Annotated in this window: 20 protein-coding genes; 9 read left to right on the plus strand and 11 right to left on the minus strand. The window is 70.0% G+C overall.

Annotated elements, in window-relative coordinates:
• Positions 1–7 precede the first annotated feature (7 nt).
• Positions 8–844, plus strand: a complete 837-nt coding sequence (locus ABC766_RS17385) for an SHOCT domain-containing protein (protein ID WP_078947378.1) — start codon at positions 8–10, stop codon at positions 842–844.
• 103 nt (positions 845–947) lie between these two features.
• On the opposite strand, the gene ABC766_RS17390 is transcribed toward ABC766_RS17385, so the two are convergent.
• Entirely contained in the window at positions 948–1,973 is a 1,026-nt protein-coding gene (locus tag ABC766_RS17390; RefSeq protein ID WP_043759616.1) for a KpsF/GutQ family sugar-phosphate isomerase, read from the minus strand.
• 228 nt (positions 1,974–2,201) lie between these two features.
• On the opposite strand from ABC766_RS17390, the gene ABC766_RS17395 reads away from it, so the two are divergent.
• Positions 2,202–3,635 carry an FAD-linked oxidase C-terminal domain-containing protein gene (locus ABC766_RS17395; RefSeq protein ID WP_053611317.1) on the plus strand — a complete coding sequence of 478 codons (1,434 nt, stop codon included), beginning with the start codon at positions 2,202–2,204 and terminating at the stop codon, positions 3,633–3,635.
• Between the two features lie 142 nt (positions 3,636–3,777).
• Here ABC766_RS17395 and ABC766_RS17400 read toward each other — a convergent pair whose 3' ends face one another.
• The 4 genes from ABC766_RS17400 to ABC766_RS17415 form a co-directional block, all read right to left on the minus strand.
• Positions 3,778–4,317, minus strand: coding sequence for a MucR family transcriptional regulator (locus ABC766_RS17400; protein WP_345819122.1), 540 nt, complete (start codon positions 4,315–4,317; stop codon positions 3,778–3,780).
• A gap of 393 nt (positions 4,318–4,710) precedes the next feature.
• Entirely contained in the window at positions 4,711–5,925 is a 1,215-nt protein-coding gene (locus ABC766_RS17405; protein ID WP_043346336.1) for an ABC transporter permease, read from the minus strand.
• A 130-nt stretch (positions 5,926–6,055) separates the two neighbouring features.
• On the minus strand, positions 6,056–6,544 hold the full coding sequence (locus ABC766_RS17410) for a DUF4112 domain-containing protein (RefSeq protein WP_043346332.1): 489 nt from the start codon (positions 6,542–6,544) through the stop codon (positions 6,056–6,058).
• An 81-nt stretch (positions 6,545–6,625) separates the two neighbouring features.
• Positions 6,626–7,795, minus strand: coding sequence for an aminotransferase (locus ABC766_RS17415; protein ID WP_345822791.1), 1,170 nt, complete (start codon positions 7,793–7,795; stop codon positions 6,626–6,628).
• Positions 7,796–8,136: 341 nt separating this feature from the next.
• Between ABC766_RS17415 and ABC766_RS17420 the strand changes: the two genes are divergently transcribed.
• From ABC766_RS17420 to zwf, 6 genes are all read left to right on the plus strand, one after another.
• The gene (locus ABC766_RS17420) at positions 8,137–8,313 is read left to right on the plus strand and encodes a hypothetical protein (RefSeq protein WP_345819123.1); all 177 of its coding nucleotides are present in this window, start codon (positions 8,137–8,139) and stop codon (positions 8,311–8,313) included.
• Positions 8,314–8,623: 310 nt separating this feature from the next.
• Positions 8,624–10,018, plus strand: coding sequence for an MdtA/MuxA family multidrug efflux RND transporter periplasmic adaptor subunit (locus ABC766_RS17425; protein ID WP_345819124.1), 1,395 nt, complete (start codon positions 8,624–8,626; stop codon positions 10,016–10,018).
• A gap of 274 nt (positions 10,019–10,292) precedes the next feature.
• Entirely contained in the window at positions 10,293–13,418 is a 3,126-nt protein-coding gene (locus ABC766_RS17430) for an MdtB/MuxB family multidrug efflux RND transporter permease subunit (protein ID WP_345819125.1), read from the plus strand.
• Positions 13,415–16,882, plus strand: coding sequence for an efflux RND transporter permease subunit (locus ABC766_RS17435; protein WP_345819126.1), 3,468 nt, complete (start codon positions 13,415–13,417; stop codon positions 16,880–16,882). Before ABC766_RS17430 ends, ABC766_RS17435 begins: the two co-directional genes overlap by 4 nt.
• Positions 16,883–17,073: 191 nt before the next feature.
• Positions 17,074–18,624, plus strand: a complete 1,551-nt coding sequence (locus tag ABC766_RS17440) for an efflux transporter outer membrane subunit (RefSeq protein ID WP_425285095.1) — start codon at positions 17,074–17,076, stop codon at positions 18,622–18,624.
• A gap of 292 nt (positions 18,625–18,916) precedes the next feature.
• Positions 18,917–20,443 carry a glucose-6-phosphate dehydrogenase gene (gene zwf / locus ABC766_RS17445; RefSeq protein ID WP_043346314.1) on the plus strand — a complete coding sequence of 509 codons (1,527 nt, stop codon included), beginning with the start codon at positions 18,917–18,919 and terminating at the stop codon, positions 20,441–20,443.
• A 430-nt stretch (positions 20,444–20,873) separates the two neighbouring features.
• Here zwf and rnhA read toward each other — a convergent pair whose 3' ends face one another.
• The 4 genes from rnhA to ABC766_RS17465 all read right to left on the minus strand — a co-directional run bounded on the left by rnhA (position 20,874) and on the right by ABC766_RS17465 (position 24,506).
• Positions 20,874–21,359 (minus strand): ribonuclease HI, encoded by a 486-nt coding sequence (gene rnhA / locus ABC766_RS17450; RefSeq protein WP_345819127.1) that lies wholly within the window; start codon positions 21,357–21,359, stop codon positions 20,874–20,876.
• Positions 21,360–21,366: 7 nt separating this feature from the next.
• Positions 21,367–22,332: a homoserine kinase gene (locus tag ABC766_RS17455; protein WP_043759606.1), complete on the minus strand. Its 966-nt coding sequence runs from the start codon at positions 22,330–22,332 to the stop codon at positions 21,367–21,369.
• Between the two features lie 102 nt (positions 22,333–22,434).
• Positions 22,435–23,436 carry a 4-hydroxy-3-methylbut-2-enyl diphosphate reductase gene (gene ispH / locus ABC766_RS17460; RefSeq protein ID WP_043346311.1) on the minus strand — a complete coding sequence of 334 codons (1,002 nt, stop codon included), beginning with the start codon at positions 23,434–23,436 and terminating at the stop codon, positions 22,435–22,437.
• 224 nt (positions 23,437–23,660) lie between these two features.
• Positions 23,661–24,506, minus strand: a complete 846-nt coding sequence (locus ABC766_RS17465) for a C40 family peptidase (protein WP_345819128.1) — start codon at positions 24,504–24,506, stop codon at positions 23,661–23,663.
• A gap of 316 nt (positions 24,507–24,822) precedes the next feature.
• On the opposite strand from ABC766_RS17465, the gene ABC766_RS17470 reads away from it, so the two are divergent.
• A complete protein-coding gene (locus ABC766_RS17470) occupies positions 24,823–25,155 on the plus strand; it encodes a hypothetical protein (protein WP_236952744.1) in 333 nt (110 codons plus the stop codon).
• A gap of 21 nt (positions 25,156–25,176) precedes the next feature.
• Here the strand turns inward: ABC766_RS17470 and ABC766_RS17475 are convergent, their stop codons facing one another.
• Positions 25,177–25,863 carry an SDR family oxidoreductase gene (locus ABC766_RS17475; RefSeq protein WP_043346306.1) on the minus strand — a complete coding sequence of 229 codons (687 nt, stop codon included), beginning with the start codon at positions 25,861–25,863 and terminating at the stop codon, positions 25,177–25,179.
• A gap of 259 nt (positions 25,864–26,122) precedes the next feature.
• On the minus strand, positions 26,123–26,938 hold the full coding sequence (locus ABC766_RS17480) for a DUF3658 domain-containing protein (RefSeq protein ID WP_345819129.1): 816 nt from the start codon (positions 26,936–26,938) through the stop codon (positions 26,123–26,125).
• Positions 26,939–26,978: the final 40 nt, after the last annotated feature.

Raw genomic sequence — 26,978 nt, forward strand, 5'->3', positions numbered from 1 at the left:
CTGGCTCATGAACCCGTCCGACAGCGCCCCGCGCGACGGTTTCTTCGATGACGGACCGCTGGACCACGCCTCGGGGCTGCAGAGCGTGGCCGAGCGCCACGGGGTCAGCCTGGATGCGGTGCGCCATCTCGTGCAGGCGCTGGAGCGCGGCCACGGCACGATGGCGCAGTTCGACCATCCGGATCTCGGCGGCATGGGCCAGTGGTTCGCCGGCGGCATGGTGATGGTCGGCCGGATGTTCGACGACGCGCTGAAGGCGCGGGTCGGTGCGCTCTGCACCGAGCTGGCCGGGGCGCTCCCGGCGGGCGGCTTCTCGGATGCGGCCCCTGCGGCCCTCCGGGGCGGCGGCGAGTGGTGGCCGGCCGGTCTCGGGAACCCGGCGAGCACCGGTGCGCAGAACGGGCTGCGCTACGCCTATTTCCCGGACAGCCGGCGGCTCGCGGTCGAATCGGGGGCGGGGGTGGCTCTCTACGACACCGGTGAGCACCGCATCACCGGCGTGTCGCAGGCGGATGGAAGCCTCGGCTTCACCGGGCCGGCCGGAGCCGTCGCCCTCGACCGCCTGCGCCGGATCGAGGCGGAGGTCGCCGCGCCGCGCCAAGCGGATCCACGCCCAGGAGACACTCACCCCGCGGACACTTACCCCGCGGGCACTCACCCGGCGGATCCGCATCCGGTGGATGCGGCCGGGATCCAGGGTCCCGCCGCAGCGCCTGCGCCGGATCGGTCATCATCGGACGACGTGCTCGCCACCATCGAGCGTCTGGCCGCGCTCCATGCGCGCGGCGTGCTCACCGATGCGGAATTCTCGACCAAGAAGGCGGAGCTGCTGGCGCGGCTGTGAGCGGCGCCGGTCGTCCGACCCTCCGTCCTCATCCCGAGGGGCCGCAGCGCGGCGGAGGCCTCAGGACGGGGGCGAGGATCGGACCTGCCGGTTCCGAACGGCCTCAGACGATGCCGACGCGCAGCAGATCGTGGACGTGCACGATGCCCACGGGCCGTCCGTCCGCGACCGCGAAGACCGCCGTGATCAGCCGGCGGTTCATCAGTTCCAGCGCGGTCTGGGCGAGCTTGTGGGGCTCCACGGTGATCGGGTCGCGGGTCATGATGTCCGTGACCGGCGTGTCGAGGATCGCGGGGCCCATGTGGCGGCGCAGGTCGCCGTCCGTGACGATGCCGACGAGGCGCCCGGCCGCGTCCGTGACGCCGACGCAGCCGTAGCGCCGCGCCGCGATCTCGATCAGCACCTCGGACATCAGCGCGGTCTCGTGGACCAGCGGCATGTCCTGGGGGCCGTGCATCACCTGCTGCACGGTCTTGAGGCGGGCGGCCAGGGTGCCGCCGGGATGCAGGGTGTGGAAGCGCGCCGAGGTGAAGCCGCGCCGCTCCAGGAGCGCCACCGCCAGGGCGTCGCCCAGGGCCAGCTGGATCAGGCTGGAGGAGGTCGGCGCGAGGTCGTGCGGGCAGGATTCCCGCACCCGGGGCAGTTCCAGCAGCACGTCGGCGGCCTTGCCCAGCGTGCTCTCGCCGTTGCGGGTGATGGCGACCAGGGGGATCGAGAACCGGCGGCTGAAGCCGACGAGGTCGGACAGCTCCGCGGTCTCCCCCGACCACGACAGGGCGATGATGACGTCGTCCCGGGCGATCATCCCGAGGTCGCCGTGGCTCGCCTCGGTGGGGTGGACGAAGAAGGCGTGCGTGCCGGTGGAGGCCAGCGTCGCGGCGATCTTGCGGCCGACATGGCCGCTCTTGCCGATGCCGCTGACGATGACCCGGCCCTTGCTCTGCAGGATCGTCTGCACCGCCTCCTCGAAGGCCGCGCCGAGCCGGCCCTGGAAGGCCGCGCTCGCCTCCTGCAGGGCCGCGATGCCGAGCTGGAGGCTGCGGATCCCGAGGTCACGGGTGGTGGCGAGATGCGCCGACGGCGCGTCGTAACGATCGTCGCGCAGGGCGCTGGAGGCGGGAGCGTTCATCGTTTCCGTTCTGGACCCGTCGACCGGATCCGGCACCGAGGGCCGGGCTCGCGGATCGGCGCAGCAAAGCGTGTCCGGCGACGCTAGGCAGCCGTCGTGGTTGAAATGTGACGCGGGGACGACGCAGCGCCGCACGCCGGTTGAAGGCGCGGCCGCCGCGGTCCATGCTGCCGGCACGCCATCCCGCATGCCACCCCGCGCCGCGGGCCCAAGGAGGGCACAAGCCCCATGACCATCCGCTTCCCCGACCCCGATCCCGCGATCCTCGCCCGCCGCGACGCGATCCTGGCCGGCCTCGCGCCCCTGGTCGCGCCGGAGGCGCTGGTGGTCAGCGAGGACGAGCGCCGGGCCTTCGAGACCGACGGGCTCACCGCCTACCGGCAGATGCCGCTCGCCGTGGTGCTGCCCTCCACCACCGCGGAAGTGGCCGCCGTGATGGCCTATTGCCACGCCAACAACGTGCGGGTCGTCCCCCGGGGCGCCGGCACCTCGCTCGCGGGCGGCGCCATCGCGCAGGCCGACGCGATCATCCTGGGCGTCGGCAAGATGACCAAGGTCCTCGACCTCGACTTCGCCAACCGCACCGCCCGGGTGCAGAGCGGCATCACCAACCTCGCCATCTCGGGGGCGGTCTCCCACGAGGGCTTCTTCTACGCCCCCGATCCGTCGAGCCAGCTCGCCTGCACGATCGCCGGCAACATCGCGATGAATTCCGGCGGCGCCCACTGCCTGAAATACGGCGTGACCACCAACAACCTGCTCGGCGTCACCCTGGTGCTCAACGACGGCACCGTGGTGGAGATCGGCGGCCAGCACCTCGACAGCGGCGGCTACGACCTGCTCGGCCTCGTCTGCGGCTCGGAGGGGCAGCTCGGCATCGTCACCGAGGCCACCGTGCGGATCCTGCGGGCGGCCGAAGGGGCCCGGCCGGTGCTGGTCGGCTTCTCGAAGGTGGAGGATGCGGGCGATTGCGTGGCCGCGATCATCGCGGCCGGCATCATCCCGGTGGCGATCGAGTACATGGATCGCGAGGCGATCCTGATCACCGAGGACTTCGCCCAGGCCGGCTATCCCCGCGACGCCGAGGCAATGCTGATCATCGAGGTCGAGGGCTCGGATGCCGAGTGCGACGCGATGCTGGCGCGGATCGAGACGATCGCCAAGGATTTCCGCCCGACCAGCGTGCGGGTCTCGCGCTCGGAGGCGGAATCGGCCGCGATCTGGAAGGGCCGGAAATCGGCCTTCGGGGCCACCGGCCGGATCTCCGACTACATCTGCATGGACGGCACGATCCCCACCGGCCAGCTCGGTCCGGTGCTGGAGCGGATCGGCGCGATCTGCGCCGGGAAGGGCCTGCGGGTCGCCAACGTGTTCCACGCGGGCGACGGCAACCTGCATCCGCTGATCCTGTTCGACATCAACACGCCCGGCGAATTGCAGAAGGCCGAGGCCGCCGGCGACGAGATCCTGAAGCTCTGCGTCGAGGTGGGCGGCTGCCTCACCGGCGAGCACGGCGTCGGCATCGAGAAGCGCGACCTGATGCGCTTCCAGTACGATCAGGTCGATCTCGAGCAGCAGATGCGGGTGAAGGCGGTGTTCGATCCGGACTGGATGCTGAACCCCGCCAAGGTCTTTCCGCTGGATGGGCGGCTCGCGGCCTGATCGGCGGCCGCGTGACCGTCAGGCCGGACCGCAGCCGGCCTGAATCCACAGCGCGCCAGGGCGCCTTGCAGGACCTGCGGACGGTGAGGACGCGACCGTCTCCGATCGCGCGCCTACGACCGTCCGGCTTCCGCGGCCGCGATCAGGCGGCCTCGACCTTGCGGTCGGCACGCGGCTTGGTCGCGGCGGCCGAAGCCTTGCGCCGGCTCGGGGTGGGGGCGGAGACCGCCTCGTCAGCGGGTTCCGCATCCTTGTCGGCGGACTGAGACCGGCCCGGCTGGCCGAGACCGAGGCTCTTCGCGAGAGCCGAGCGCTGGGCCGAGTAGTTCGCCGAGGTGGTCGGGTAATCGGCCGGCAGGCCGTAGCGCTCCCGATAGCTCTGCGGATCGAGCCCGTGCTTGGTCAGGTGGCGCTTCAGCGTCTTGTACGACTTGCCGTCGATGAAGCTGACCAGTCCGTCAGGGCGGATCGACTTGCGGATCTGAGCCGGCGTCGGCCGCTCGACGCTCTCGGTCGCCGGGGCGACCGGGCCGGATCCGATCGCGTTCAGGGCCTCATGGATGCTCGCGATCAGGGCCGGCAAATCGGCCGAGGGTAGCGAGTTGTTGGAAACGTAGGCCGCGACGACGTCCACGGTCCGTTCGATGTAGTCCAATTGCGATGTCGGCGCAGCTTCTGACATTCTCTCTTTCCTCGGCGCAAAAGCCTGGTTGGATCCTCACTTTTCGCGAGTTAAGACAGCGTCCAGAAAATGCAAGGCGATTCATACAATTATCTGTGATCGTGCAGAAGTCTAAACCTCGATCACGCGGCTGGGCTTACAGGGTATGGTTGCATTGATGGCACTTGAGGCGCACTTCTGAAGCGCTTTATCCCCGCCGGTCCCACGAATGCTAGCCGGATCCTGGAGCCGGGTTTTCGCTGGCGGCAGAGACCTTTACCGCCCGGACCGAGGGCGCACCTAGACGATCGCTCACGATTGCCCTGCGGTCATGCCGGGACAACGCTCGATCTTCGTACAGTTGTGGAAAGACGGGCGGGGCGCCTGCGTCATTTTCGCCCGCCGATCGCGACGTTAGACGAAAGTCTTACGCGGATCGAAGGCATCGCGCACAGCCTCGCCGGCGAAGACGAGCAGGCTCAACATCACGGCGATGACCAGGAAGCCGGTCAATCCGAGCCACGGCGCGGTGAGATTGTCCTTGCCCTGCGCGAGAAGCTCTCCGAGGGAGGGGGAGCCCGGCGGCAGGCCGAAGCCGAGGAAGTCCAGGGACGTCAGGGTGGTGATCGAGCCGTTCAGGATGAACGGCAGGAAGGTCAGGGTCGCCACCATGGCATTCGGCAGCAGATGAACCGTCATGATGCGGATGTTCGACAGGCCCAGCGCCCGCGCGGCCCGGACGTATTCAAAATTCCGGGCTCGCAGGAACTCGGCGCGCACGACGCTGACCAGCGCCACCCACGAGAACAGCAGCATGATCCCGAGCAGGACGAAGAAGCCCGGGGCAATGAAGGCCGAGATGATGATGATCAGGTAGAGGGTCGGGATGCCGCCCCAGACCTCGATGAAGCGCTGGAAGGCGAGATCGACCCAGCCGCCGAAATAACCCTGCACGGCCCCCGCGACGACGCCGATCACCGAGGAGACCGCAGCCAGGATCAGTCCGAACAGCACCGAGATTCGGAAGCCGTAGATCACCCGCGCGAGCACGTCCCGGGTGGTGTTGTCGGTGCCGAGCCAGTGCCAGGGAATGTCCGCGCAGCCCGTGCCGCCGAGCTTCTCGGCCACGGGCCGGCATTGCGCGTCGGTGAGCATCCAGGTGGGCGGGGACGGCGACGGCGTCGGCAGATCCTCGTTGATCGTGTCGTACGAGAACGGGATCGGCGGCCAGAGCGCCCAGCCGTTCGCCGCGATCTCCTTGCGGATCTCCGAGGACCGGTAATCGGTCGTCGCGAGGAAGCCGCCGAACTTCTCCTCGGGATAGTCGACCAGCACCGGGACCAGCCACTCGCCCTTGTAGGACAGCAGGATCGGGCGGTCGTTGGCGATGAATTCCGCGAACAGGCTGAGGACGAACAGGACCGCGAAAATCAGGAATGACCCGTAGCCGAGCCGGTTGCGGCGGAAATTGTCGAGGCGGCGCCGGTTGAGCGGCGACAGGCGGGTACGCCGGCCCGCGGCGGCGACCGGGACCGGTGCCCCCTCGTCCGGCCGCAGGACCAGCGGCTGGGCGCCGGGCATCGGCGCGGGCACGACCTCGCTCTCGCCGGGACGCGTGACCTCGTTCATCCGTGCTGTCTCCCGGCCCGTGCCGCGCGCCATGCCGCTGCCCCGGGGCTTGCCCAGAGACTTGCCCAGGGACTCGCCCTGAGATTCGCGCAGCCCCAGGACCGGCCGGACGGGGAGCGGCTGAGGGGGCTCAGCCGTCGAGCCGGGTCGCGGTGCCCTCGATCTCGGTGGGACGCAGACCGCCGCTGCGCTCCATCCAGCGGCGCAGCAGACGGACATTGCGGCGGTTGGCCTTGAAGGCGGCGTCGAACAGGTCGCCCGCCAGCGGCACCGCACCGATCAGCCCGTCGAAGGCGACGTTCATCCCCATCCGGGCCAGCAGCCAGCGCGGCGCGCCCAGGCGCTTCGCCTCGTAGACGATGAAGGAGGAGATCACCATGCCGGCCACGTCGCCGATCACCGGCACGAGGCCGATCAGCGCGTCGAACCCGACCCGCCGGTTGATGCCCGGGATGACGAAGGCCGTGTCCATCAGGTGGGCCAGCGTCTCCAGCCGGGCGAGGCTCGCCTCCCGGCCGAGATCCGCCTTCAGGAAGGCGGGGTTGGAGGGCGTCGCGCCCCCAGGGAACGTCTCGGCACGGGCGAAACGCCCGGCCTGGGCAGCCTGGGTGAAGTCCATGGTCGGGATCCGTCGGGAAGCCATCGTCCGCAACGATGTGGCCCCCCGGTCGGATCCCCGCAAGGACGGGGCCGCCGCGGGTCACGCCGCCCTCCCGGCAAGACCGCTCATGCGGTCGAGGGCCGCATCCAGGGTGGCGTCGTCCTTGGCGAAGCACAGCCGGACGATGTTGCGGACGGCGGCGTCCGGGTAGAAGGCGCTCACGGGGATCGCCGCGACGCCATGCCGGGTGACGAGCGCCTCGCAGAATGCCGCGTCGTCGGCGTAGCCGAGATTCGCGACGTCGAGGTTGAGGAACCACGTGGCCCGGGCCGGCAGCACGGTGTAGCCGAGGCCGCGCAGGCCGTCCGCGAGCCGGTCGCGGGACCGGGCATAGCCGGCGCGCATGGCCTCGAACCACGGGGCCGGCTTGCCCAGCCCGTAGGCCACCGCCTCCTGGAGGTTCGGGGGCGTGGTGAAGGTGAGGAACTGGTGCGCCTTGGCGAGCCCGCGCATCAGCCGGGCATCGGCCATCACGAAGCCGACCTTCCAGCCGGTGAGCGAGAAGATCTTGCCCGCCGAGCCGATCTTGACGGTCCGCTCCCGCATCCCGGGCAGCGCCATCAGCGGCCGGTGGCGCGCACCGTCGAACACCACGTGCTCCCAGACCTCGTCGCAGAGCGCGGTCACGTCGAACCGCTGGCAGTAGCGGGCGAGCAGGTCGAGATCCTCGGGGGCGAACAGCGTGGCGCTCGGGTTGAGGGGATTGTTCAGCACCACGACGCGGGTCCGCGCCCCGAAGGCCTCCGCCAGCGCGGCCTCGTCGAGGCGGAAGGCCGGGGGTTGCAGCGCCACGATCCGCGGCACGCCGCCCGCCCGCCGCACGAGGGGCAGGTAGGCGTCGTACATGGGCGCGAACAGCACGACCTCGTCGCCGGGCTCGATCAGCGCCAGGAGCGCGCCGGCCAGCGCCTCCGTGGCCCCGGAGGTGACCATCACCTCGGTCTCCGGGTCGAGGACGAGACCCTGGTGCCGCGCGTAATGGGCGGCGACCGCCTCCCGCAGGGCCGGCAGCCCCATCATCGGGGGATACTGGTTCCAGCTGTCGCGGAGCGCCCGCGCGCCCCGCTCGCGCACGTCCTCCGGCCCGGGATCGTCGGGGAAGCCCTGGCCGAGATTGATCGCGCCGTGGACCCGCGCGAGCCGGGACATGGTCTCGAACACCGTCGTGGGGAGGGCGTCGAAGACGGGGTTGATGAAGGCGGGCTTCATGCGGCGCGGCAGGGGGCGCGGCTGTGGGCGCCGGGCATCGAGGGGGTCGGCATCGCCGGCCTGTAGCATGGGCGCCGCGCGTTGCGGAATGTGCGCGGTCGCACAGACCCGGATTCCGACGCGCACGCGCCGGCTGACGAATGTTGACATTCATCACCCGTATCTTAGGTTCGGATCACGGCCGGAGCGGCGCACACGCCGACGGAGCTTCGCCCCCTCGCTCCGTCAGCGGGGTTCCGCTCCGGTCCCCAAGAAGGGCCATCGACTTGCGGGTCGGTGGCCCTTTCGGCATGTCCGGAGGCGGCCGCTCCGATCGTCGGGCGGGTCTTCCGGATGCGACGATGCGGCCTTCCTCACGCACGGTCCTCGGCTGCCTGATCCTGGCGCTGCTGATCGGCGGCGTCGGAATCGGCCTGCGCCGCGCCATGACCGTCACCCCGGTGGATGACGCCTTCCGCGCGGTGCTGCGGGCCTATGCGGCGCCGGATGCGGCCGGCGGGACCCAGCAACACGACTGAAACGTCGCCGCCCTAGTGACGGCGCATTGGCCGGGCACCGGTAAGTGCACCGACAGGTGACCTCGCAGGTGACCTCGCAGGTGAACCCGCAGGTGAACATGTCGCCGCGGTAAGGAGCCGTTCGGGGCCCGGACAGCTTTATGGGCGTATGCTCCCGCACACGGGATCGGAGCCGTCGGTTCCCGAGGGACAGGGCGGCTTCAGGACAGGTCTTCGGGACGCGGCGTTCCGGAGGCGGAGTGGGGGCTTCGACAGCGAGGGATAGGGTGCCGCCGGTCGCGCAGGCGACCGGCATGTGCTCTAGTCAGGCATGAACGAGAGTTCACCGATCCGGATCGACACGGCCCGGGCTTACCAGCCCGGCGAGGCGCCCGCGCGGGAGGTCCGGACGCGGCGCTTCCGGCCGATCCGCTGGCTCGTGATCCTGATGCTGCTCGCCGGCGCCGGGGCGATCGGTCATCGCTGGTACGAGGCGCGCACCGACAAGGGCGCGGAGCCCGCGACGGCGCACAAGGGCGGCGGCCGCGGCGGCCGGCACGGCGGCGCCGACATGCCGCAGGCGGTGGGCGTCGCGGCGGTCACGACCGGCGACATGCCGGTGGTGCTCCAGGGCCTCGGCACAGTGACGCCGCTGGCCACCGTGACGGTGAAGTCGCAGATCAGCGGCTATCTCACCCAGGTGAAGTTCCGCGAGGGCCAGACCGTGAAGGCCGGCGACGAACTCGCGCAGATCGATTCCCGGCCCTACGAGGCGCTGCTCGCCCAGTACCAGGGCCAGCTCGCCCGCGATCAGGCGCTCCTGCAGAACTCGAAGCTCGACCTGCAGCGCTACCAGACCCTGAACCGGCAGGACTCGATCTCGAAGCAGAACGTCGACACCCAGGGCGCCCTGGTGAAGCAGAACGAGGGCACGGTCGCGGCCGATCAGGCGCTGGTCGACCAGCAGAAGCTCAACATCGCCTACACGCACATCACGTCGCCGGTGGACGGGCGGGTCGGCCTGCGTCAGGTCGACCAGGGCAACTACATCTCGGCCGCCTCCACGGCGATCGTGGTGGTGACCCAGCTCCACCCGATCTCGGTGATCTTCACCCTGCCGGAGGACGACGTGGCGCGGGTGATGCGGCAGGTGCGGGCGGGCGCGAAGCTGACCGTGCGGGCCTACGACCGCGGCGACGCCCACGAGATCGCCGCCGGCCGGCTCGACACGGTCGACAACCAGATCGACACGACCACCGGGACGGTGAAGCTGCGCGCGCTGTTCGACAACGGCGACGAGGAGCTGTTCCCGAACCAGTTCGTGAACGCCAAGCTCACCGTCGACACGGTGCGGGGCGCGGCGCTCGTGCCGAATGCGAGCCTGCTCCAGGGCACGCCCGGCACCTACGTCTACCTGATGGACGGGGACAACAAGGTCACGGTCCGGCCGATCAAGACCGGCGAGACCGACGGGACCAACACCGTGGTGGTCTCGGGCCTGAAGCCCGGGGATCGGGTCGTCACCGACGGCACCGACCGGCTGAAGGACGGCGCCCCGGTGCGGATCACGGAGGGCGCACAGGCGGCGGCAGGGGACGGGAAGGCCGCGGAGTCCAAGCCCGACGGCAAGGGTGAGGTGAAGTCCGGCGCGCCGACCGACGCGGCGGCGGATGCCCCAGGGACAGCGGAGGGCGGTCGTCGGCACCGGCGCCGTCAGGCGCAGTGAGGACGGGTCTGGCGCGCGGGACCCGCGGCCTCCCCTCCCCCTTCCGCGGAGTCGGGGAGATTCCGGAAGGTCAGTCCCAGTCTCCTCCTCATCCTGAGGTGCGGCGACACCGCCTCGAAGGAGGGCTTCAGGGATCGCGCGCCCGGCTGGAGGGCTCCTTCGAGGCCTGCGCTGCGCTTCGGCACCTCAGGATGAGGGCGCGGATGGGACGTCCGTGCCCCCCGATTCAAGCCTCCCTGCAGCGCAGGCTGTCCGGCGCGGAAGGGTCGCGCCCATGAACCCGTCCCGCCTCTTCATCCTGCGCCCGGTGGCGACGACCCTGCTGATGCTGGCGATCCTGATCGTCGGCGGCGTGTCGTACCTGAACCTGCCGGTCTCGGCCCTGCCGGCCGTCGACTACCCGACGATCCAGATCCAGACCTTCTATCCCGGCGCCAGCCCCGAGGTGATGACCTCCTCGGTGACGGCGCCCCTGGAGCGGCAGTTCGGGCAGCTCGCCAACCTCAACCAGATGACCTCGCAATCCTCCGCGGGGGCCTCGGTCATCACCCTGCAGTTCAGCCTGGACCTGTCCCTCGACATCGCCGAGCAGCAGGTCCAGGCGGCGATCAACGCCGCCGGCAACCTGCTGCCCTCGGACCTGCCGGCGCCACCGATCTACGCCAAGGTCAACCCGGCCGACGCGCCGGTCCTCACCCTGGCGCTGACGTCGAAGACCCTGCCGCTCACCCAGGTGCGCGACCTCGCCGAATCGCGCCTCGCGCAGAAGATCAGCCAGGTGGCGGGCGTCGGCCTCGTGAGCATCTCGGGCGGCCAGCGCCCGGCCGTGCGGGTGCGGTTCAACGCCCGGGCGCTCGCCGCCTACGGGCTCAACATCGACGACCTGCGCACCACGATCACCAACCTCAACGTCAACACGCCCAAGGGCACGATCGACGGGCCGACGCAGTCCTACGCGATCAACGCCAACGACCAGATCCGCGACCCGAAGGCCTACAATTCGGCGATCATCGCCTACCGCAACGGCGCCCCGGTGATGCTCTCGGAGGTCGCCGACGTGGTCGAGGGGCCGGAGAACACCAAGCTCGGCGCCTGGGCCGACGCGACGCCGGCGGTGATCCTCAACATCCAGCGCCAGCCCGGCGCGAACGTCATCGCCACCGTCGACAAGATCAAGGCGCTGCTGCCGCAGCTCCAGGCGAGCCTGCCGGCCGCCGTGGCGGTGGCGCCGCTGACCGACCGCACCACCACGATCCGCGCCTCCGTGGAGGACGTGCAGTTCGAGCTGGGCCTCGCCATCGCCCTGGTGGTGCTGGTGATCTTCCTGTTCCTGCGCAGCCTGTCGGCGACCCTGATCCCGAGCCTGTCCGTGCCCCTGTCGCTGATCGGCGCCCTGTCGGTGATGGACCTCTACGGCTTCTCCCTCGACAACCTGTCGCTGATGGCGCTGACCATCGCCACCGGCTTCGTGGTCGACGACGCCATCGTGGTGATCGAGAACATCGCCCGCCACGTGGAGGCGGGCGACTCGCCCCTGGAGGCGGCGCTCAAGGGCTCCCGCGAGATCGGCTTCACCATCATCTCGCTCACCGTCTCGCTGATCGCGGTGCTGATCCCGCTGCTGTTCATGGGCGACGTGGTCGGGCGGCTGTTCCACGAATTCGCCATCACGCTGGCGGCCACCATCATCATCTCGGCGGTGGTCTCGCTGACGCTGGTGCCGATGCTGTGCGCGCGGCTCCTGAAGCACGTGCCCGAGGCCGAGACCCGCCGCCGGGAGGGCGTGCTCTCCCGTCTCGGCCGGCGCGCCATCGACGCCACCATCGCGTCGTACGGACGCTCCCTGCGGGTGGTCCTCGACCACCAGGGCCTGACGCTGCTGGTGGCGCTCGGCACGCTGGGGCTCACCGTCTACCTGTTCGTGGTGATCCCCAAGGGCTTCTTCCCCGTGCAGGACACGGGCGTGATCCAGGGCATCACCCAGGCGGACCAGTCCGTCTCCTACGCGGCCATGGCCGAGCGCCAGCAGCGCATGGCCGAGATCGTCCTCAAGGACCCGAACGTGGCCAGCCTGTCCTCGTTCATCGGGGTCGACGGCCAGAACGTCACGCTCAATTCCGGCCGGATGCTGATCAACCTGAAGCCCCGGGATGAGCGCACGGCCTCGGCCAGCGCGATCATCCGGCGGATCTCGGCGGCGGTCGCGAACGAGCCGGGCATGCGGCTGTACATGCAGCCGGTCCAGGACCTGACCATCGACACGGCGGTCTCGGCGACCCAGTACCAGGTCATTCTCGAGAGCCCGAACATCGACGATTTCGAGACCTGGGTGCCGCGCTTCACCGCGGCGCTGGCGAAGTCGCCCGTGGTGGCGGACGTGGCGAGCGACCACCAGGGCCAGGGGCTCGCCGCCTACGTGACCATCGACCGGCCCACCGCCGGCCGCTACGGCATCACCCCGGCCACGATCGACAACGCCCTCTACGACGCCTTCGGCCAGCGCATCATCTCGACGATCTTCACCCAGTCCAACCAGTACCGGGTGATCCTGGAGGCCGATCCGAAGCTGCACACGACCCTGCGCAGCCTCGACGCGATCTACCTGCCCTCCTCCACGGCGACCAACGGGCAGGTGCCGCTCTCCGCGGTGGCGCGGATCAGCGAGCGGCGGGCGCCGCTCCTGATCTCGCATCTCGGCCAGTTCCCGGCCACCACCGTGTCGTTCAACCTCGCCCCGGGCGCCGCCCTCGGTCAGGCGGTCGAGGCGATCGACACGGTCAAGGCCGAGATCGGCCTGCCGCCCTCGTTCCGGGTGGTGCCGCAGGGTTCAGTCTTCGCCTTCCAGTCGGCGCTCGGCAACGAGCTGTTCCTCGTGCTGGCGGCGATCGTCACCGTCTACATCGTGCTCGGCGTGCTCTACGAGAGCTTCATCCACCCGATCACCATCCTGTCGACCCTGCCGTCGGCGGGGATCGGGGCCCTGCTCGGCCTGATGCTGTTCGGCCTGTCGCTCGACATCATCGCGGTGATCGGCATCGTCCTGCTGATCGGCATCGTGAAGAAGAACGCCATCATGATGATCGACTTCGCGCTCCAGGCGGAGCGCGAGGACGGGCTCGAGCCCCGGGAGGCGATCTTCCAGGCCTGCCTCCTGCGCTTCCGGCCGATCCTGATGACGACGCTGGCGGCTCTGTTCGCCGCGGTGCCGCTGATCCTGGGCACCGGCGTGGGCTCGGAGCTGCGCCAGCCGCTCGGCATCTGCATCGCGGGCGGCCTGATCGTCAGCCAGGTGCTGACGCTGTTCACGACGCCGGTGATCTACCTGGCCTTCGACCGGCTGGAGCGGCGGATTTCCGGGCGGCGGGGGCCCGATCTCGCGGCCGGCGAGGCGCTGCCGTGAACATCTCCGAGCCGTTCATCCGACGGCCGGTGGCGACCACGCTGCTCACGATCGGCGTGCTGCTGGCGGGCGTGTTCGCCTTCCTGAAGCTGCCGGTGGCGCCGCTGCCGCAGATCGACTTCCCGGTCATCCTCGTCCAGGCGCAGATGGCCGGCGCCTCGCCCGAGACCATGGCCACCACCGTGGCGGCGCCGCTCGAACGGCGGCTCGGCGCCATCGCCGACGTCAACGAGATGACGTCGACGAACGCCCTCGGCTCCACCCGGATCGTGCTGCTGTTCGGCCTGAACCGCGACATCGACGGCGCGGCCCGGGACGTCCAGGCCGCCATCAACGCGGCCCGCGCCGACCTGCCGGCCTCTCTGCGGCAGAACCCGACCTACCGGAAGTTCAACCCCGCCGACACGCCGATCATCATCCTCGGCATGACCTCGGAGACGCTCACCCGCGGGCAGGTCTACGATTCCGCCGCCACCGTGGTGCAGCAGAAGCTGTCGCAGCTGCCCGGTGTCGGCAATGTCGATATCGGCGGCTCGTCCCTGCCGGCGGTGCGGGTCGAGCTCGATCCCACGGCCCTGTTCAACTACGGCATCGGCCTCGAAGGCATCCGGGCGGCTTTGGCCTCGGCCAACGCCAACTCGCCCAAGGGCGAGATCGATGCGGGCGACCGCCGCTACCAACTCTATGCCAACGACCAGGGCCGCAAGGCCGCCGATTACCGCGACATCATCGTGGCCTACCGCAACGGCGCCGCGGTGAAGCTCACCGACGTGGGGGAGGTGCTCGACGGGGTCGAGGACAAGCGCAACCTCGGCATCGTCAACGGCAAGCCCGGCGTGCTGCTGTTCGTCTACAAGCAGCCCGGCGCCAACGTGGTCGAGACCATCAACGCCGTGAAGGAGGCCCTGCCGCAGATCACCGCGGCGCTGCCGGGCGGCATCGACATCAAGCTCACCGGCGACCGCAGCGCCACGATCCGCGCCTCGCTCTCGGCCACCGAGGAGACGCTGCTGGTGGCGGTCGGCCTCGTCATCCTGGTGGTCTTCGCCTTCCTGCGCTCCTGGCGGGCGACCCTGGTCCCGGCGGTCGCCGTGCCGATCTCGATCATCGGCACCTTCTCGGCGATGTACCTGCTCGGCTACTCGCTCAACATCCTGTCGCTGACCGCGCTGATCATCGGCACCGGCTTCGTGGTCGACGACGCCATCGTGGTGCTGGAGAACGTCCAGCGGCACATCGAGGAGGGCAAGCCCCGGCTCCAGGCGGCGCTGATCGGCGCCCGGGAGGTCGGCTTCACGGTGATCTCGATGAGCCTGTCGCTCATCGCGGTGTTCCTGCCGATCCTGCTGATGGGCGGCCTCGTCGGGCGCATCTTCCAGGAATTCTCCGTCACCCTGTCGCTGTCGATCCTGATCTCTTTGGTCCTCTCGCTCACCACGACGCCGATGATGTGCGCCCGGCTCCTCCGGGCCGAGGGGCACGGCCCCAACGGCGCCCCCCCGGCGGGCCGCCGGCCGAACTGGCTGATCCGGATGCTGGAGGGCGGCTTCTCGCGTCTGCTCGGCGCCTACGAACGGACCCTCGCGGTGGCGCTCGCCCATCCGCGGCTCGTGCTGCTGAGCCTGCTCGCCACAGTCGGCCTCAACGTCTACCTCTACATCATCGTCCCGAAGGGCTTCTTCCCCGAGCAGGATACCGGGCAGATGATGGGCGGTATCCAGGCCGACCAGCGCATCTCGTTCCAGTCCATGGAGAAGAAGCTCAAGCAGGCGACCGCGATCGTCGGCGCGGATCCGGCGGTGGAAAGCGTCGTCGGCTTCACGGGGGGCCGCGGCACCAACTCGGCCAACGTCTTCGTCGGCCTGAAGCCGCTCAACGAGCGGGCGCCGATCTCCGCCGTCATGGCGCGGCTGCGGCCGAAGCTCGCACAAGTTGCGGGGGCGCGCCTCTACGTCTTCCCGCGCCAGGACCTGCAGATGGGCGGGCGCCAGAGCTTCGCCCAATACCAGTACACCCTTCAGGGCGACACCGCCGCGGAGCTGTTCGCCGCCGCCCCGAAGCTGGTGGCGGCCCTGCAGAAGGATCCGACCTTCGCGGACGTGACCTCGGACCAGCAGGAGGGCGGGCTGGAGAGCCGGGTCGTGATCGACCGGGCGACCGCGTTCCGCTACGGCATCACGCCGATCAAGATCGACAACACTCTCTACGACGCCTTCGGCCAGCGTCAGGTCTCGACGATCTACAATCCGCTGAACCAGTACCACGTCGTGATGGAGATCGCGCCGCGCTACCTGGAGACGCCGGAGACGCTCAAGCAGATCTACGTCTCGACCTCGGGCGGCAACGCGCCGGGCTCGGCCACCACCAACGCGGTCGCCGGCACGGTGGCGGCGGGCGGGACCGTCAACATCAACACGGCGACCGGCACCAGCAGCCCGGGCAGCGGGTCATCGGCGAGTGCCGCGACCGGCGCCGCCACCGGCTCCGGGGCGGTGGGCGGCTCGGGCAGCGCGGGCGCCGTCGCGGCGGCGGCCGCCGCCTCCGCCACCAGCACGGCCGATACCGCCTCGAACGCCGCCGCCATCGCGTCCGACTCGGCCCGCAACGCCTCCTCCAACGCCATCGCGGCGAGCAAGGGCGGGGCCTCGTCGAGCGCGCCCGTCTCGGCCGCCAAGGAGACGATGGTGCCGCTCTCGGCCTTCGCGCGGATCGAGCCCGGCAGCGCCCCCGTGCAGGTGAGCCACCAGGGCCTGTTCGTGGCGACGACGATCTCGTTCAACCTCGCCCCGGGCAAGAGCCTGTCGGACGCCACCGACGCCATCGACCGGGCCATGGCCTCCCTGCAGCTCCCGGCCACGATCCACGGCGAGTATGCCGGCGCGGCCAAGAACTACGTCGCCTCGGCCTCCCGCCAGCCGCTGCTGATCCTGGCGGCGATCCTGGCGGTCTACGCGGTCCTGGGGATCCTCTACGAGAGCTTCGTGCACCCGCTGACGATCCTCTCCACCCTGCCCTCGGCCGGCGTCGGCGCCGTGCTGGCGCTGCTGGTGACCGGCACCGACTTCACCATCATCGCGCTGATCGCCGTGTTCCTGCTCATCGGCATCGTGAAGAAGAACGCGATCATGATGATCGACGTGGCGATCGATTCCGAGCGGACCCGGGGCGCGAATCCCGTGGACGCGATCCGCGAGGCCTGTCTCCTGCGCTTCCGGCCGATCATGATGACGACGCTGGCGGCCATGCTCGGCGCCGTCCCGCTGATCCTGGCCAACGGCGAGGGCGCGGAGCTGCGCCGCCCGCTCGGCATCGCCATCGTCGGCGGGTTGATTGTGAGCCAGATCCTGACCCTCTACACCACCCCCGTCGTCTACCTCACCCTCGATCGCCTCCGGCACAGGGTGCTCAACCGGCGCAGGCGCGCGGGACGGGGCGGAGAAGCGGCGCTGCCGGCCGGAGAGTGATGGTTAAGGTTTCACGTGAAACAGCGGCGGCTCCGGTCGGGTGTGAACATCTGTCCAACCCACGCCCTCATCCTGAGGTGCCCGCAGCAGCGGGCCCCGAAGGAGGGTTCCAGGGATCGCGCGTCTGGCTGGAGCCGTCCTTCGAGGTCTCCGCTGCGCTCCGGCACCTCAGCATGAGGGTGCGGGTGGGCATGACGCCTGCGTCCGTCGGATTGTTGAGCCGCGAACCTGCCGCTGCCAATCGCCGGCGCCGCACCCTCGCATCCCTCCTCCTCGCCGCCCCGCTCCTCGCCGGCTGCGTGGTCGGCCCCGACTACACCCGGCCCTCTGTGGAGACGCCCTTCGCGTACAAGCAGGGCGGCGTCCGCGAGGACAGCCCGGCCTATGTCGCGGCGCGCAAGAACGGCTGGCGCGAGGCCCGGCCCAACGACGCCGTGGAGCGCGGCGACTGGTGGCGGGTCTTTCGGGATCCGAATCTCGACCGGCTGATCCGCCTCGTCGACGTCGACAACCAGTCCCTCCGGCAGGCGGTGGCGAATTACCGGCAGGCCCGGGCCCTCGTCGCCTCCGCGCAGGCCGCCCTGTATCCGACGGTGATCGGCGCGCCGAGCATCACCCGGACCGGCAGCGGCACCACCACACGCACCAACGTGGCGCTGCTCGGCCAGGCGAGCTGGGAGCTCGACCTGTTCGGCGGCACGCGCCGGACCATCGAGAGCGAGGCGGCCCTGGCGCAATCCGACGCCGCCACCCTCGCGCTGACCCGCTTGAGCATCCAGGCGGAGATCGCCGCCGACTACCTGACGGTGCGCTACGCGGATTCGCTCCAGAAGGTGCTCGAGGAGAACGTCGAGAATTTCAAGAAGACCTTGGCGATCACCGAGAACCAGTACGCCGCGGGCGTCGCGGCCCGGTCCGACGTGATCACCGCGCAGACCCAGGTCCAGACCATCGAGGCCCAGGCCATCGCGGTTCGCCTGACCCGCGTGCAGTACGTCAACGCCATCGCCACCCTGATCGGGCGCCCGCCCTCGGAGGTATCGATCCCGGTGGCCGGAATCCCGCGCAATCCACCCGGCGTGCCGGTGGGCATCCCCGGCGACCTCCTGGAACGGCGCCCGGACGTGGCCCAGGCCGAGCGCCTCGTCCAGGCGCAGAGCGAGCGCATCGGCGTTGCGGTGGCGGCCTTCTTCCCCACCGTGACCATCTCGGCCCAGGGCGGCATCTCGGGGGCGACCCGCAACGGCCTGCTCTCGGCCGCCAACCAGGTCTGGTCTGTGGCGGCCTCCGGCAGCGAGGTGTTGTTCGACGGCGGCGCCCGCACGGCGGCCCTGCGCTCGGCCGAGGCCGGCTACGATTCTGCCGTGGCCGGCTACCGGCAGGTGGTGCTGGCCGCCTTCGCCGAGGTCGAGAACCAGATGGCGGCCCTGCGTATCCTCGGCCAGCAGCAGAAGGCGCAGGACACCGCCGTGGACCTGTCGCGCAAGGCCGTGGAGATCACCCTCAACGAGTACCGGGCCGGCACCCAGAACTTCACCACGGTGGTGACCGCGCAGAGCCTGCTCGTGAACAACGAGGTCAACGCCCTCCAGGTGCGGCTGAGCCGCTTCACTGCGGCGGTCACGCTGATCCGCGCCCTCGGCGGCGGGTGGGACGTGCGCTCGCTGCCGAGCGATTCCGAGCTGAAGGGTCCGAGCCTGCCGATCGACCGGGGCGGGCAGGCGGTGCGCCCCGACGAGTAGGGATTTGCGGGCGCGGGCGGCCGGCTTCCGGTCGAGGCCGTCCGGTGATGCAACCCTCCGCATCGGCGCGACGTCGCAAAGCGGCCCAGGGTCCGGCGGCGTCGAAGGGCGTGACGGTGTCGGTCGCCCCGGAAGACGTGGCTGTGGGCTCAGGGTTCGAGGAACCGGGTATGCATGCGGGGTTCCTTGATCCTGGACCCGGCGCAGCATAGCCCCATAGGCGCCGGAACGGGCCTCGCCGTAGCGGGTTGTCAGGCCGGTTTGCCGCACTGCAGCCAGACGGGAGTCAGGGATGGCCGAGCCGACGACAGCCCTCAAGGATACGGCAGCCTGCGGCACGCAGCCGGCACCGCCCTGTACGCTGGTGATCTTCGGGGCCGGTGGCGACCTGACGAAGCGCCTGCTGATGCCCTCGCTCTACAATCTCGCGGGCGCGGGGCTCCTGGCCGAAGGCTTCTCGATCCTCGGCATCGACCACAACGACGGCACTGACGAATCCCTGCGCGACAACCTCACCCAGACCCTGGAGGCGTTCAGCAAGGACCCGACCTCGGAGTTCCACGCCGACCACATCGACCCGAAGAGCTGGGGCTTCATCCGAGACCGGCTCCACTACCTCAAGGGCGATTTCGAGAAGCCCGAGACCTACGCGGCCGTGAAGCAGAGGGTCACCGGCAGCGCGGTGTTCTACTGCGCGGTGGCGGCCCGCTTCTTCGGGACCATCGTGGACGGGCTCGGTCAGGCCGGGCTGCTCAAGCAGGAGGGCGACGGCTTCCGCCGCGTGGTGATCGAGAAGCCGTTCGGCTCCGATCTCGAATCGGCCCGGGCGCTCAATGCCCGGATCCTCAAACAGGGCGACGAGAGCCAGTTCTACCGGATCGACCACTTCCTGGGTAAGGAGACCGTGCAGTCGATCATGGCGTTCCGCTTTGCCAACGGGCTGCTGGAGCCGGTCTGGCGGCGGGAATACATCGACAGCATCCAGATCACGGCGGCCGAGACGGTGGGCGTCGAGGAGCGCGGCGGCTTCTACGAGCCGACCGGGGCGCTGCGCGACATGGTGCCGAACCACATGTTCCAGCTCCTCTGCATGGTCGCCATGGAGCCGCCGAACTCCTTCGACGCGGAGGCCGTGCGCACCGAGAAGGCCAAGCTCGCCGAGGCCGTGAAGCCGATCCCGCCCGAGGATGCGGTGCGCGGCCAGTACACGGCCGGCACCTCGGAGGGGCGCGACGTGCCCGCCTACCGGGACGAGCCGCACGTGGCGAAGGACTCGGTCACCGAGACCTACATCGCCCTGAAGCTCAACATCGAGAACTGGCGCTGGGCCGGGGTGCCGTTCTACGTCCGCACCGGCAAGCGCATGACCGGGCGGCGCACCGAGATCGCGGTGCTGTTCAAGCCGGCGCCGTTCAAGATGTTCGAGGACACGCCCACCGCCGATCTCGCGCCCACCGTGATGCGGATCCAGATCGATCCCGATCACGGGGTCAGCACCGAATTCAACGTCAAGGTACCGGGGCCGCAGATGGCGATCGGCCGGGTCCGGTCCGGCTTCCGCTACAAGGACTTCTTCGCCGACCGGCCGAATGTCGGCTACGAGACGCTGCTCTACGATTGCATGACCGGCGACGCGACGCTGTTCCAGCGCGCCGACAACATCGAGGCCGGCTGGGCGGCGGTCGATCCGCTGCTCAAGGGCTGGCCGCAGGGAGAGGTGACCTTCTATCCGGCGGGCAGTGCCGGCCCGAAGGAAGCCGACGCACTCCTGGCTCGCGACGGCCGCCACTGGCTGGGTCTCGACGGCGAGACCGACTGAGAAGGGGCCGCCTGATCGGTTCTCCGCCGGGCGGCCGTACGATAGCCTTCCCCATAGCCTTCCCCATTCGTGAGGATGCGACAGCCTTCCGGCGTCGAGAGGGTTGCCTCGGGCGGGGGGCGCGTCATCGTCGACAGGCGCTTTCCGGACCGCGACGCCATCGACGATCTGACGGCGTTCGACAACCCGGCTCCCGCCATCGCCCTCGACGAGCGGTTGGCGAAGAGCGGCCTGCTGGAGGGATCGTCCCGCGCTCGATCGACCCGGCCGTCTGCCCAGCGGGCGGGAGCCGGTCGTGCACCGTCGTTCCATCATCGCGCACGATGTGGCCGACGCGGCCATGCGCGTCCTGCACGGCGCTCCGCCGTGGCCGCCGAGCGGGAAACGAGGGCGCGGTCGTGGTCGCGGAGCGCTGAACCCGGATCCGGTTTCAGCGGCGCTTGAACGGCAGCATCGCGGCGACGGCGAGCGCGTCGACCCGGTTGTTGAGCGGGTCGCCGGCATGGCCCTTCACCCAGTGCCACGCCACGTCGTGCCGCTCGCGAGCGGCGTCGATCCGCCGCCACAGATCCTCGTTCTTCACCGGCTTCTTGTCGGCGGTGTGCCAGCCCCGGGCCTTCCAGGCGTGGATCCAGCTGGTGATGCCCTGGCGCAGGTACTGGGAGTCCGTGAACAGGTCGACGCGGCAGGGGCGCTTCAGGGCCTCCAGCGCTTCGATCGCCGCCAGGATCTCCATGCGGTTGTTGGTGGTGTGGGCCTCGCCCCCCGAGAGCTCCTTCCGGGTGTCGCCGAAGATCAGGATCGCGCCCCAGCCGCCGGGCCCGGGATTCCCTGAGCAGGCGCCGTCCGTGTAGATCGTGACGCGCTTCGGCTCGGCCGCGGCCTGGCCGCCCGGCCCGGTCGCGTCGGCGCTCACCGGGCCCTCAGCGCGGCCGCCCGTAATCTCGCGCGTCCTGGGCCTGCCGGTGGAAAGTGAGCCGGCGATCGAATTCCCGCGGATCCTTCGGCTTCACCAGGGCGCCCGGGGGCACGTTCAGCCAGTCCACCAGCCGGGTGAGCATGAAGCGGAGCGCGGCGCCCCGGCACAGGATCGGCAGGGCCGCGACCTCGGCGGATTCGAGCGGCCGCACCGCCTCGTAGCCGGCGATCAGCCCGGCCGCCATGTCCCGGTGGAAGGTGCCGTCGGCCTCGAAGCACCACGCGTTGAGGCAGACCGCGAGGTCGTACGCGAAGGCGTCCGTGCAGGCGAAGTAGAAGTCGATCAGGCCCGACAGGGCATCGCCGATGAAGAAGACGTTGTCGGTGAACAGGTCCGCGTGGATCACGCCGCTTGGCAGATTCCGCGGCCAGTGTGCCTCGAGGACGGCGAGGTCGGACCGGGTGCGCGCCGCGAGACCGGGCTCGACCGAATCGGCCTGGTCCTCGGCCTGCGCGAAGAGCGGCCGCCACGCGGATACCGAGAGGTTGTTCTCCCGCACCATCGGGAAGTCCCGGCCGGCGGCGTGCAGCTCGGCCAGCGCCCGGCCGAGCGCCCGGCAATGCTCGACGCCCGGCGTCTTGACCGAGACGCCCTCCAGGAAGCTCACGATGGCGGCGGGGCGGCCGCAGAGCTGTCCGAGGGCCTGGCCGGCCCGGTCCCGCACGGGCTGCGGGCAGGCGAGGCCGCGGGCCGAGAGGTGCTCCATCAGCCCGATGAAGAACGGCAGGTCCTGTTCCCGGACCCGCTTCTCGTAGAGGGTCAGGATGTAGGAGCCCTGGGTGGTGTGCAGGAAGAAATTCGAGTTTTCGACCCCCTCGGCGATGCCCTTGAAGGAGAGCAGGCTGCCGATCGCGTAGGCGGACAGGAAGTCGGCGAGCGCCGCGTCGGATACCTCGGTGTAGACGGCCACGTGTTCGCGCTCTGATTTCGGAAGGTCAACATGGCAAGGGGCGCCGAAGCGCCCCCGCATAGAGCATGCCGAGCCTCAGGCCCGCGTGTCGGCCTGGACCGCCTACTCGGCGGCCTCGCTGCGCAGCTCCCGCGGCAGCGGGAAGACCATGTCCTCGATCACCGTCGAGACCGTGTCGACGATCACGTCGTAGCGGGCCGCGAACGCGTCGATGATCTCCTCCACCAGCACCTCGGGCGCCGAGGCGCCGGCGGTCAGGCCGAGCTTGCGGATGCCCTCGAAGGCCGGCCAGTCGATCTCCTCGGCGCGGAGCACCAGACGGGTGATCGGGCAGCCGACGCGTTCGGCGACCTCGCGCAGGCGCTGCGAGTTCGAGGAGTTCGACGAGCCGACGACGATCAGGGCGTCCACCAGCGGGGCCACCTGCTTCACCGCCTCCTGGCGATTCGTGGTGGCGTAGCAGATGTCGTCCTTGTGCGGCCCGGTGATGGTCGGGAACTTCTTCTTCAAGGCGTCGACGATGTGCCTTGTGTCGTCCACCGACAGGGTCGTCTGGGTGACCCAGGCGAGGTTGTCGGGATTGTCCGGGGTGAGCGCCGCGATCTGGTCGAGATCCTCAACCAGGGTGATCGAGCCCTTGGGCAGCTGGCCCATGGTCCCCACCACCTCCGGATGCCCGGAATGGCCGACCAGCAGCACGTGGCGGCCGCGCTTGTGATGGATCTCGGCCTCGCGGTGGACCTTGGTCACCAGGGGGCAAGTGGCGTCGATGGTGGTGAGCCCGCGCGAATCGGCGTTGGCCGGCACGGTCTTCGCCACGCCATGGGCGGAGAAGATCACCGGGGCGCCGCCGTCCGGCACCTCGTCGAGTTCGCGGACGAACACGGCGCCCTTCCGCTTCAGGCTCTCGACCACGTACTTGTTGTGCACGATCTCGTGACGGACGTAGACGGGCGGCCCGTAGATGGCGAGAGCCCGTTCCACGACATCGATGGCCCGCACCACGCCGGCGCAGAAGCCGCGGGGGGCGCAGAGCAGGATTTCCAGCGGCGGCTTGCCGGCGGTGCCCGGAACGGGCTCGGTGGTCGCGATTTCGACGGTCATGAGGGGGATGTGGCGAGGGCGGGGCGGTCCTGTCAACAGGACTGGCCCAGGAACCGGGCGGGAAGAGGGAAGCGGAGCCGCTCTGTAGCACGATTGCCGCGGGAATTGGACCCGCGCCGTTCGCAGAGCGTCACGCAGGGCCGCTGCGCCGTCCGCGGTGGGGGACAGACGGTTTTCGTGAGCGACACCCGTCTCGTCTATGCGCAGGGCGCCGGCACAGCCGGCTAAAGCCGCCGGATGCCCGTCACGGCGCCGAAGCTGTGCGCCTCGATGCGGGCGACCGCCTCCGCCAGCGGCTCCGCCGCCACCGCCATGTGGTGGCCGTTGGCGTGGATCAGCGTCTCGGGATCGCGCATCAGCCCGACATGGCCGCGCCAGAACACGAGATCGCCCCGGCGCAGGTGCGCGAGGTCGAGGGGCAATGCCTGCCCGAGGGCCCTCTCCTGCATGTCGGCGTCGCGGGGGCAGGGCAGCCCCGCCATGTCCAGGCAGAGCTGCACCAGACCGGAGCAGTCGAGCCCGAGACTGGTGCGCCCACCCCAGAGATAGGGGGTCCCGGCCAGCCGCATGGCCGTGGCCACGTAATCCGGTTCGCGGCTCTCCACGGAGGCGCAATGCCGGGCGAACACATAGCCGCCGCGGGTCTCCAGATACGCGCCCGACTCACCGGTCGCCACGAGGCGGGCGCCGAGGCTGAGATGCCCGAGGACCGGCCGTTTCAGGTCCGGTTCGGGATACAGGAAGGTGCGCAGGGCCGTGACGCGGTGCGTCGGCTCCGGATCGGCCGGGCCCAGGCTGTCGGCGGGCAGGTAACCGACATAGCCGTCGCGGGCGAGCTGCACGAAGGCGAAGCCCTCGGCCGCGTCGTAGAGATCGACCGCGTCGCCGAGGAGCGCCTCGGTGTCGAGCCCCGCGCCGGGATCGGGCTCGCGGCGCAGCGGCGCGGACAGCGCGGTCACGCGCCGCGGCGTACCGGCGACGTACCGCGCCGCCGTGACGCGGTCCCGCAGGCGGAGATCGGCGACATGCGGCCGGGCCGGAGTCAGCCGGGGATCGAGGGGTTCGCTCATGCGCAGATCCTACCATGAATCCGACCCTGCCGGGCTGACGAGCGGGTCAGCGCGGTCGCGCCGGAGCGACGCTTCCGGACGCTCCTCTGCGCCACTATGCCGCGCCGAGCGGTACAGGGGCCTGGACGGCCCGGATTCCGCCGCCGGAATGCTCGGATGCCCGGCCGATGAGGCACCGGATGCCCCGGGGCGCGTCACATCTCCGTTCCGGATCCGCGAGACATGTGCCCAAGGCGCCCATCACACGTTTTTGATGCACTGCACAACCCGCGCGGAAGGCGCTATGTTCGAAGTTATGAAGACCGCGAGTCGCCCCGTGAAGAAGACACAGAAGAGCTTCGCCGACCTGCCGCCGATCCGCGTCCGCCGCGAGCCGCCGACGGTGAACGAGGCGGTCGCCGCCGCGCAGGACCTCGCCGACGATGTCGAGCAGCAGGTCGAGATCGCCGCCGGCCTGATGGGCCTGCCGGCCGACGAGGTCCGCCCGCACGTCCTGGCGGCCAAGAAGGCCAAGCCGGAGCGGGTCCCCGAGCGGATCCTGACCCATGCGAGCCCGAGCCGGGCACCCCGCACCGTGGTGGTCGAGCGCCGCACCCGCCCGACCGTGGTGATCGAGCGGCGCAGCCGACCCCTCGACCCGCGCCGCTGAGCGGCCGTCAGGACGACCGCGTCACCACGCCAGCGTCTCGCCCCGGTAGTCGAGGTAGTGGGCGCCCGGCCGGCCGAGCTGCGCCCCGATCACGTCGGCGAGGCCTGTGACGCTGGTCGCCACGTCGATGTCGGCCTCCGCCCCGCCCATCTCGGTGCGCACCCAGCCCGGATGCAGGATCAGCACGGAGACGTTCTCCGCCCGGTGCCGGATCTCGAAGCTGCGCGCCAGGGTGTTCAGCGCCGCCTTGCTGGCCCGGTAGGTCTCCCAGCCACCGGTCTCGTTCAGGCCGACGCTGCCGAGGATCGAACTCATCAGCGCGATGCTGCCGCCAGGGACGAGGCGATCCAGGAAGGCCTCGGCGAAGCGGATCGGACTGATCGCGTTGGTGAGGTAGACCTGCGCGGCGACATCCCGGGGCACCGCGTGCGCCGGGTCGTGCGCCAGGGTGGCGACACCGGCCACCACGAAGATCAGGTCGAAGCGCTCGGAGGCCAGCCGGTCGTGCAGGGCGGTGACGCCGGGATCGTCGTCGATGTCGGCGGTCTCGACGCGCAGGGCCTCCGAGCCGAGGCCGGCGAGGGCGGGGGACGGCCTGCGCTGGGTGGCGGTGACGCGCCAGCCGCGGGCCAGGAATGTCTCGACGAGGCCGAGCCCCAGGCCCCGCGAGGCCCCGACGATCAGCGCGTGCTTCTGCGATTGGGTCATGGTCGGTCTCCGGGTCTCGGCCGGATAAGGTTCGATCGGCCGCGGAGGTTGCGTGACCGGGGTTCGGTCTCGAACGGGCCGAGCCCGGGGTTCGCACGTGATCCGCGTGACCGGACGAATGTCCGGGTCGGGTGGTTTTCCGCCGGTCTCCTTTGGAGGATCAGCGGCGCAGAACGAGACGTCCGCTCAATCTACCATCCAGACCCGCTACAAGAGCCTCGGTATGCGGATGCCGGGTAGCCGCCCCTCATCTGACACCTCAGGCTATTAAACCGGCGGTGGGCTTCCTGATCTCGTAATCGCGCATCCCCGGTCCCGGTCCCTTGATCTCAAGGTTTCCCGCATCCCCGAGGGCCTGAATACGACCGAACAGCACGATATCGCTGACGCCCTGACCCGGCGGATCAACCTCAACGGCGAGGTGGTGCAAGGTGCGACCGATCACCCTCGCCGCGACCTCCCAGTCTGTCGCGGCCTGAGCGATGAGCACGGCGTCGTAGTGTGTCAGCGGTGCCGATACCAAGCGGCCATTGCGCACGATGCGCAGCGGTGCATCCTCGCTCCTCAATGCTGCCCACCTCGCTGCGGCAGCATTGCACTCGGAGCGAGAGAAGACACGTCGCCTGTCCCTCAGGCGGGACGCGATGATGTCCTCGCGACGCATGATCCCGAGCGACCAGGGCCTTCGGACGCCGTCACGCGTGACGAAGTCGAGGGCTGTGGCGTCGATGATGTCGAAGGGGCGGCCATTCATGCGGAACGCAAATTCGAGGAAACTGGCGTGCTCGGTCGCGTCGCTCATGCAAACCCAATAGACGGGATGCACGCGGGTCGACGTGGCTTCCATCCATGGCTCCTCTGCCTCGCGCTGGTCGGCGTAGGGATCGGGTCGCAGGACGGCTCTGAGCCACGCGTGTCGAACATCTGGGTCCGGCGGATTGATGGGGCCGAAATTCAGGTCGCCCGAGAGCGCGATGACCCGCGCTTCGTCGCCCTGTGACCGAAGAGCGTCACGGATGGTGTCCGCCCTGCTTGCACCCCACGCCACGTGGATGACTTCGGCCTCATCGGGCATCTGTGATCCTCCATCGCCGCATAGTGGTCAGGGCGGCTGG

The sequence above is a fragment of the Methylobacterium fujisawaense genome (assembly GCF_039619325.1).
Lineage (GTDB): Bacteria > Pseudomonadota > Alphaproteobacteria > Rhizobiales > Beijerinckiaceae > Methylobacterium > Methylobacterium fujisawaense.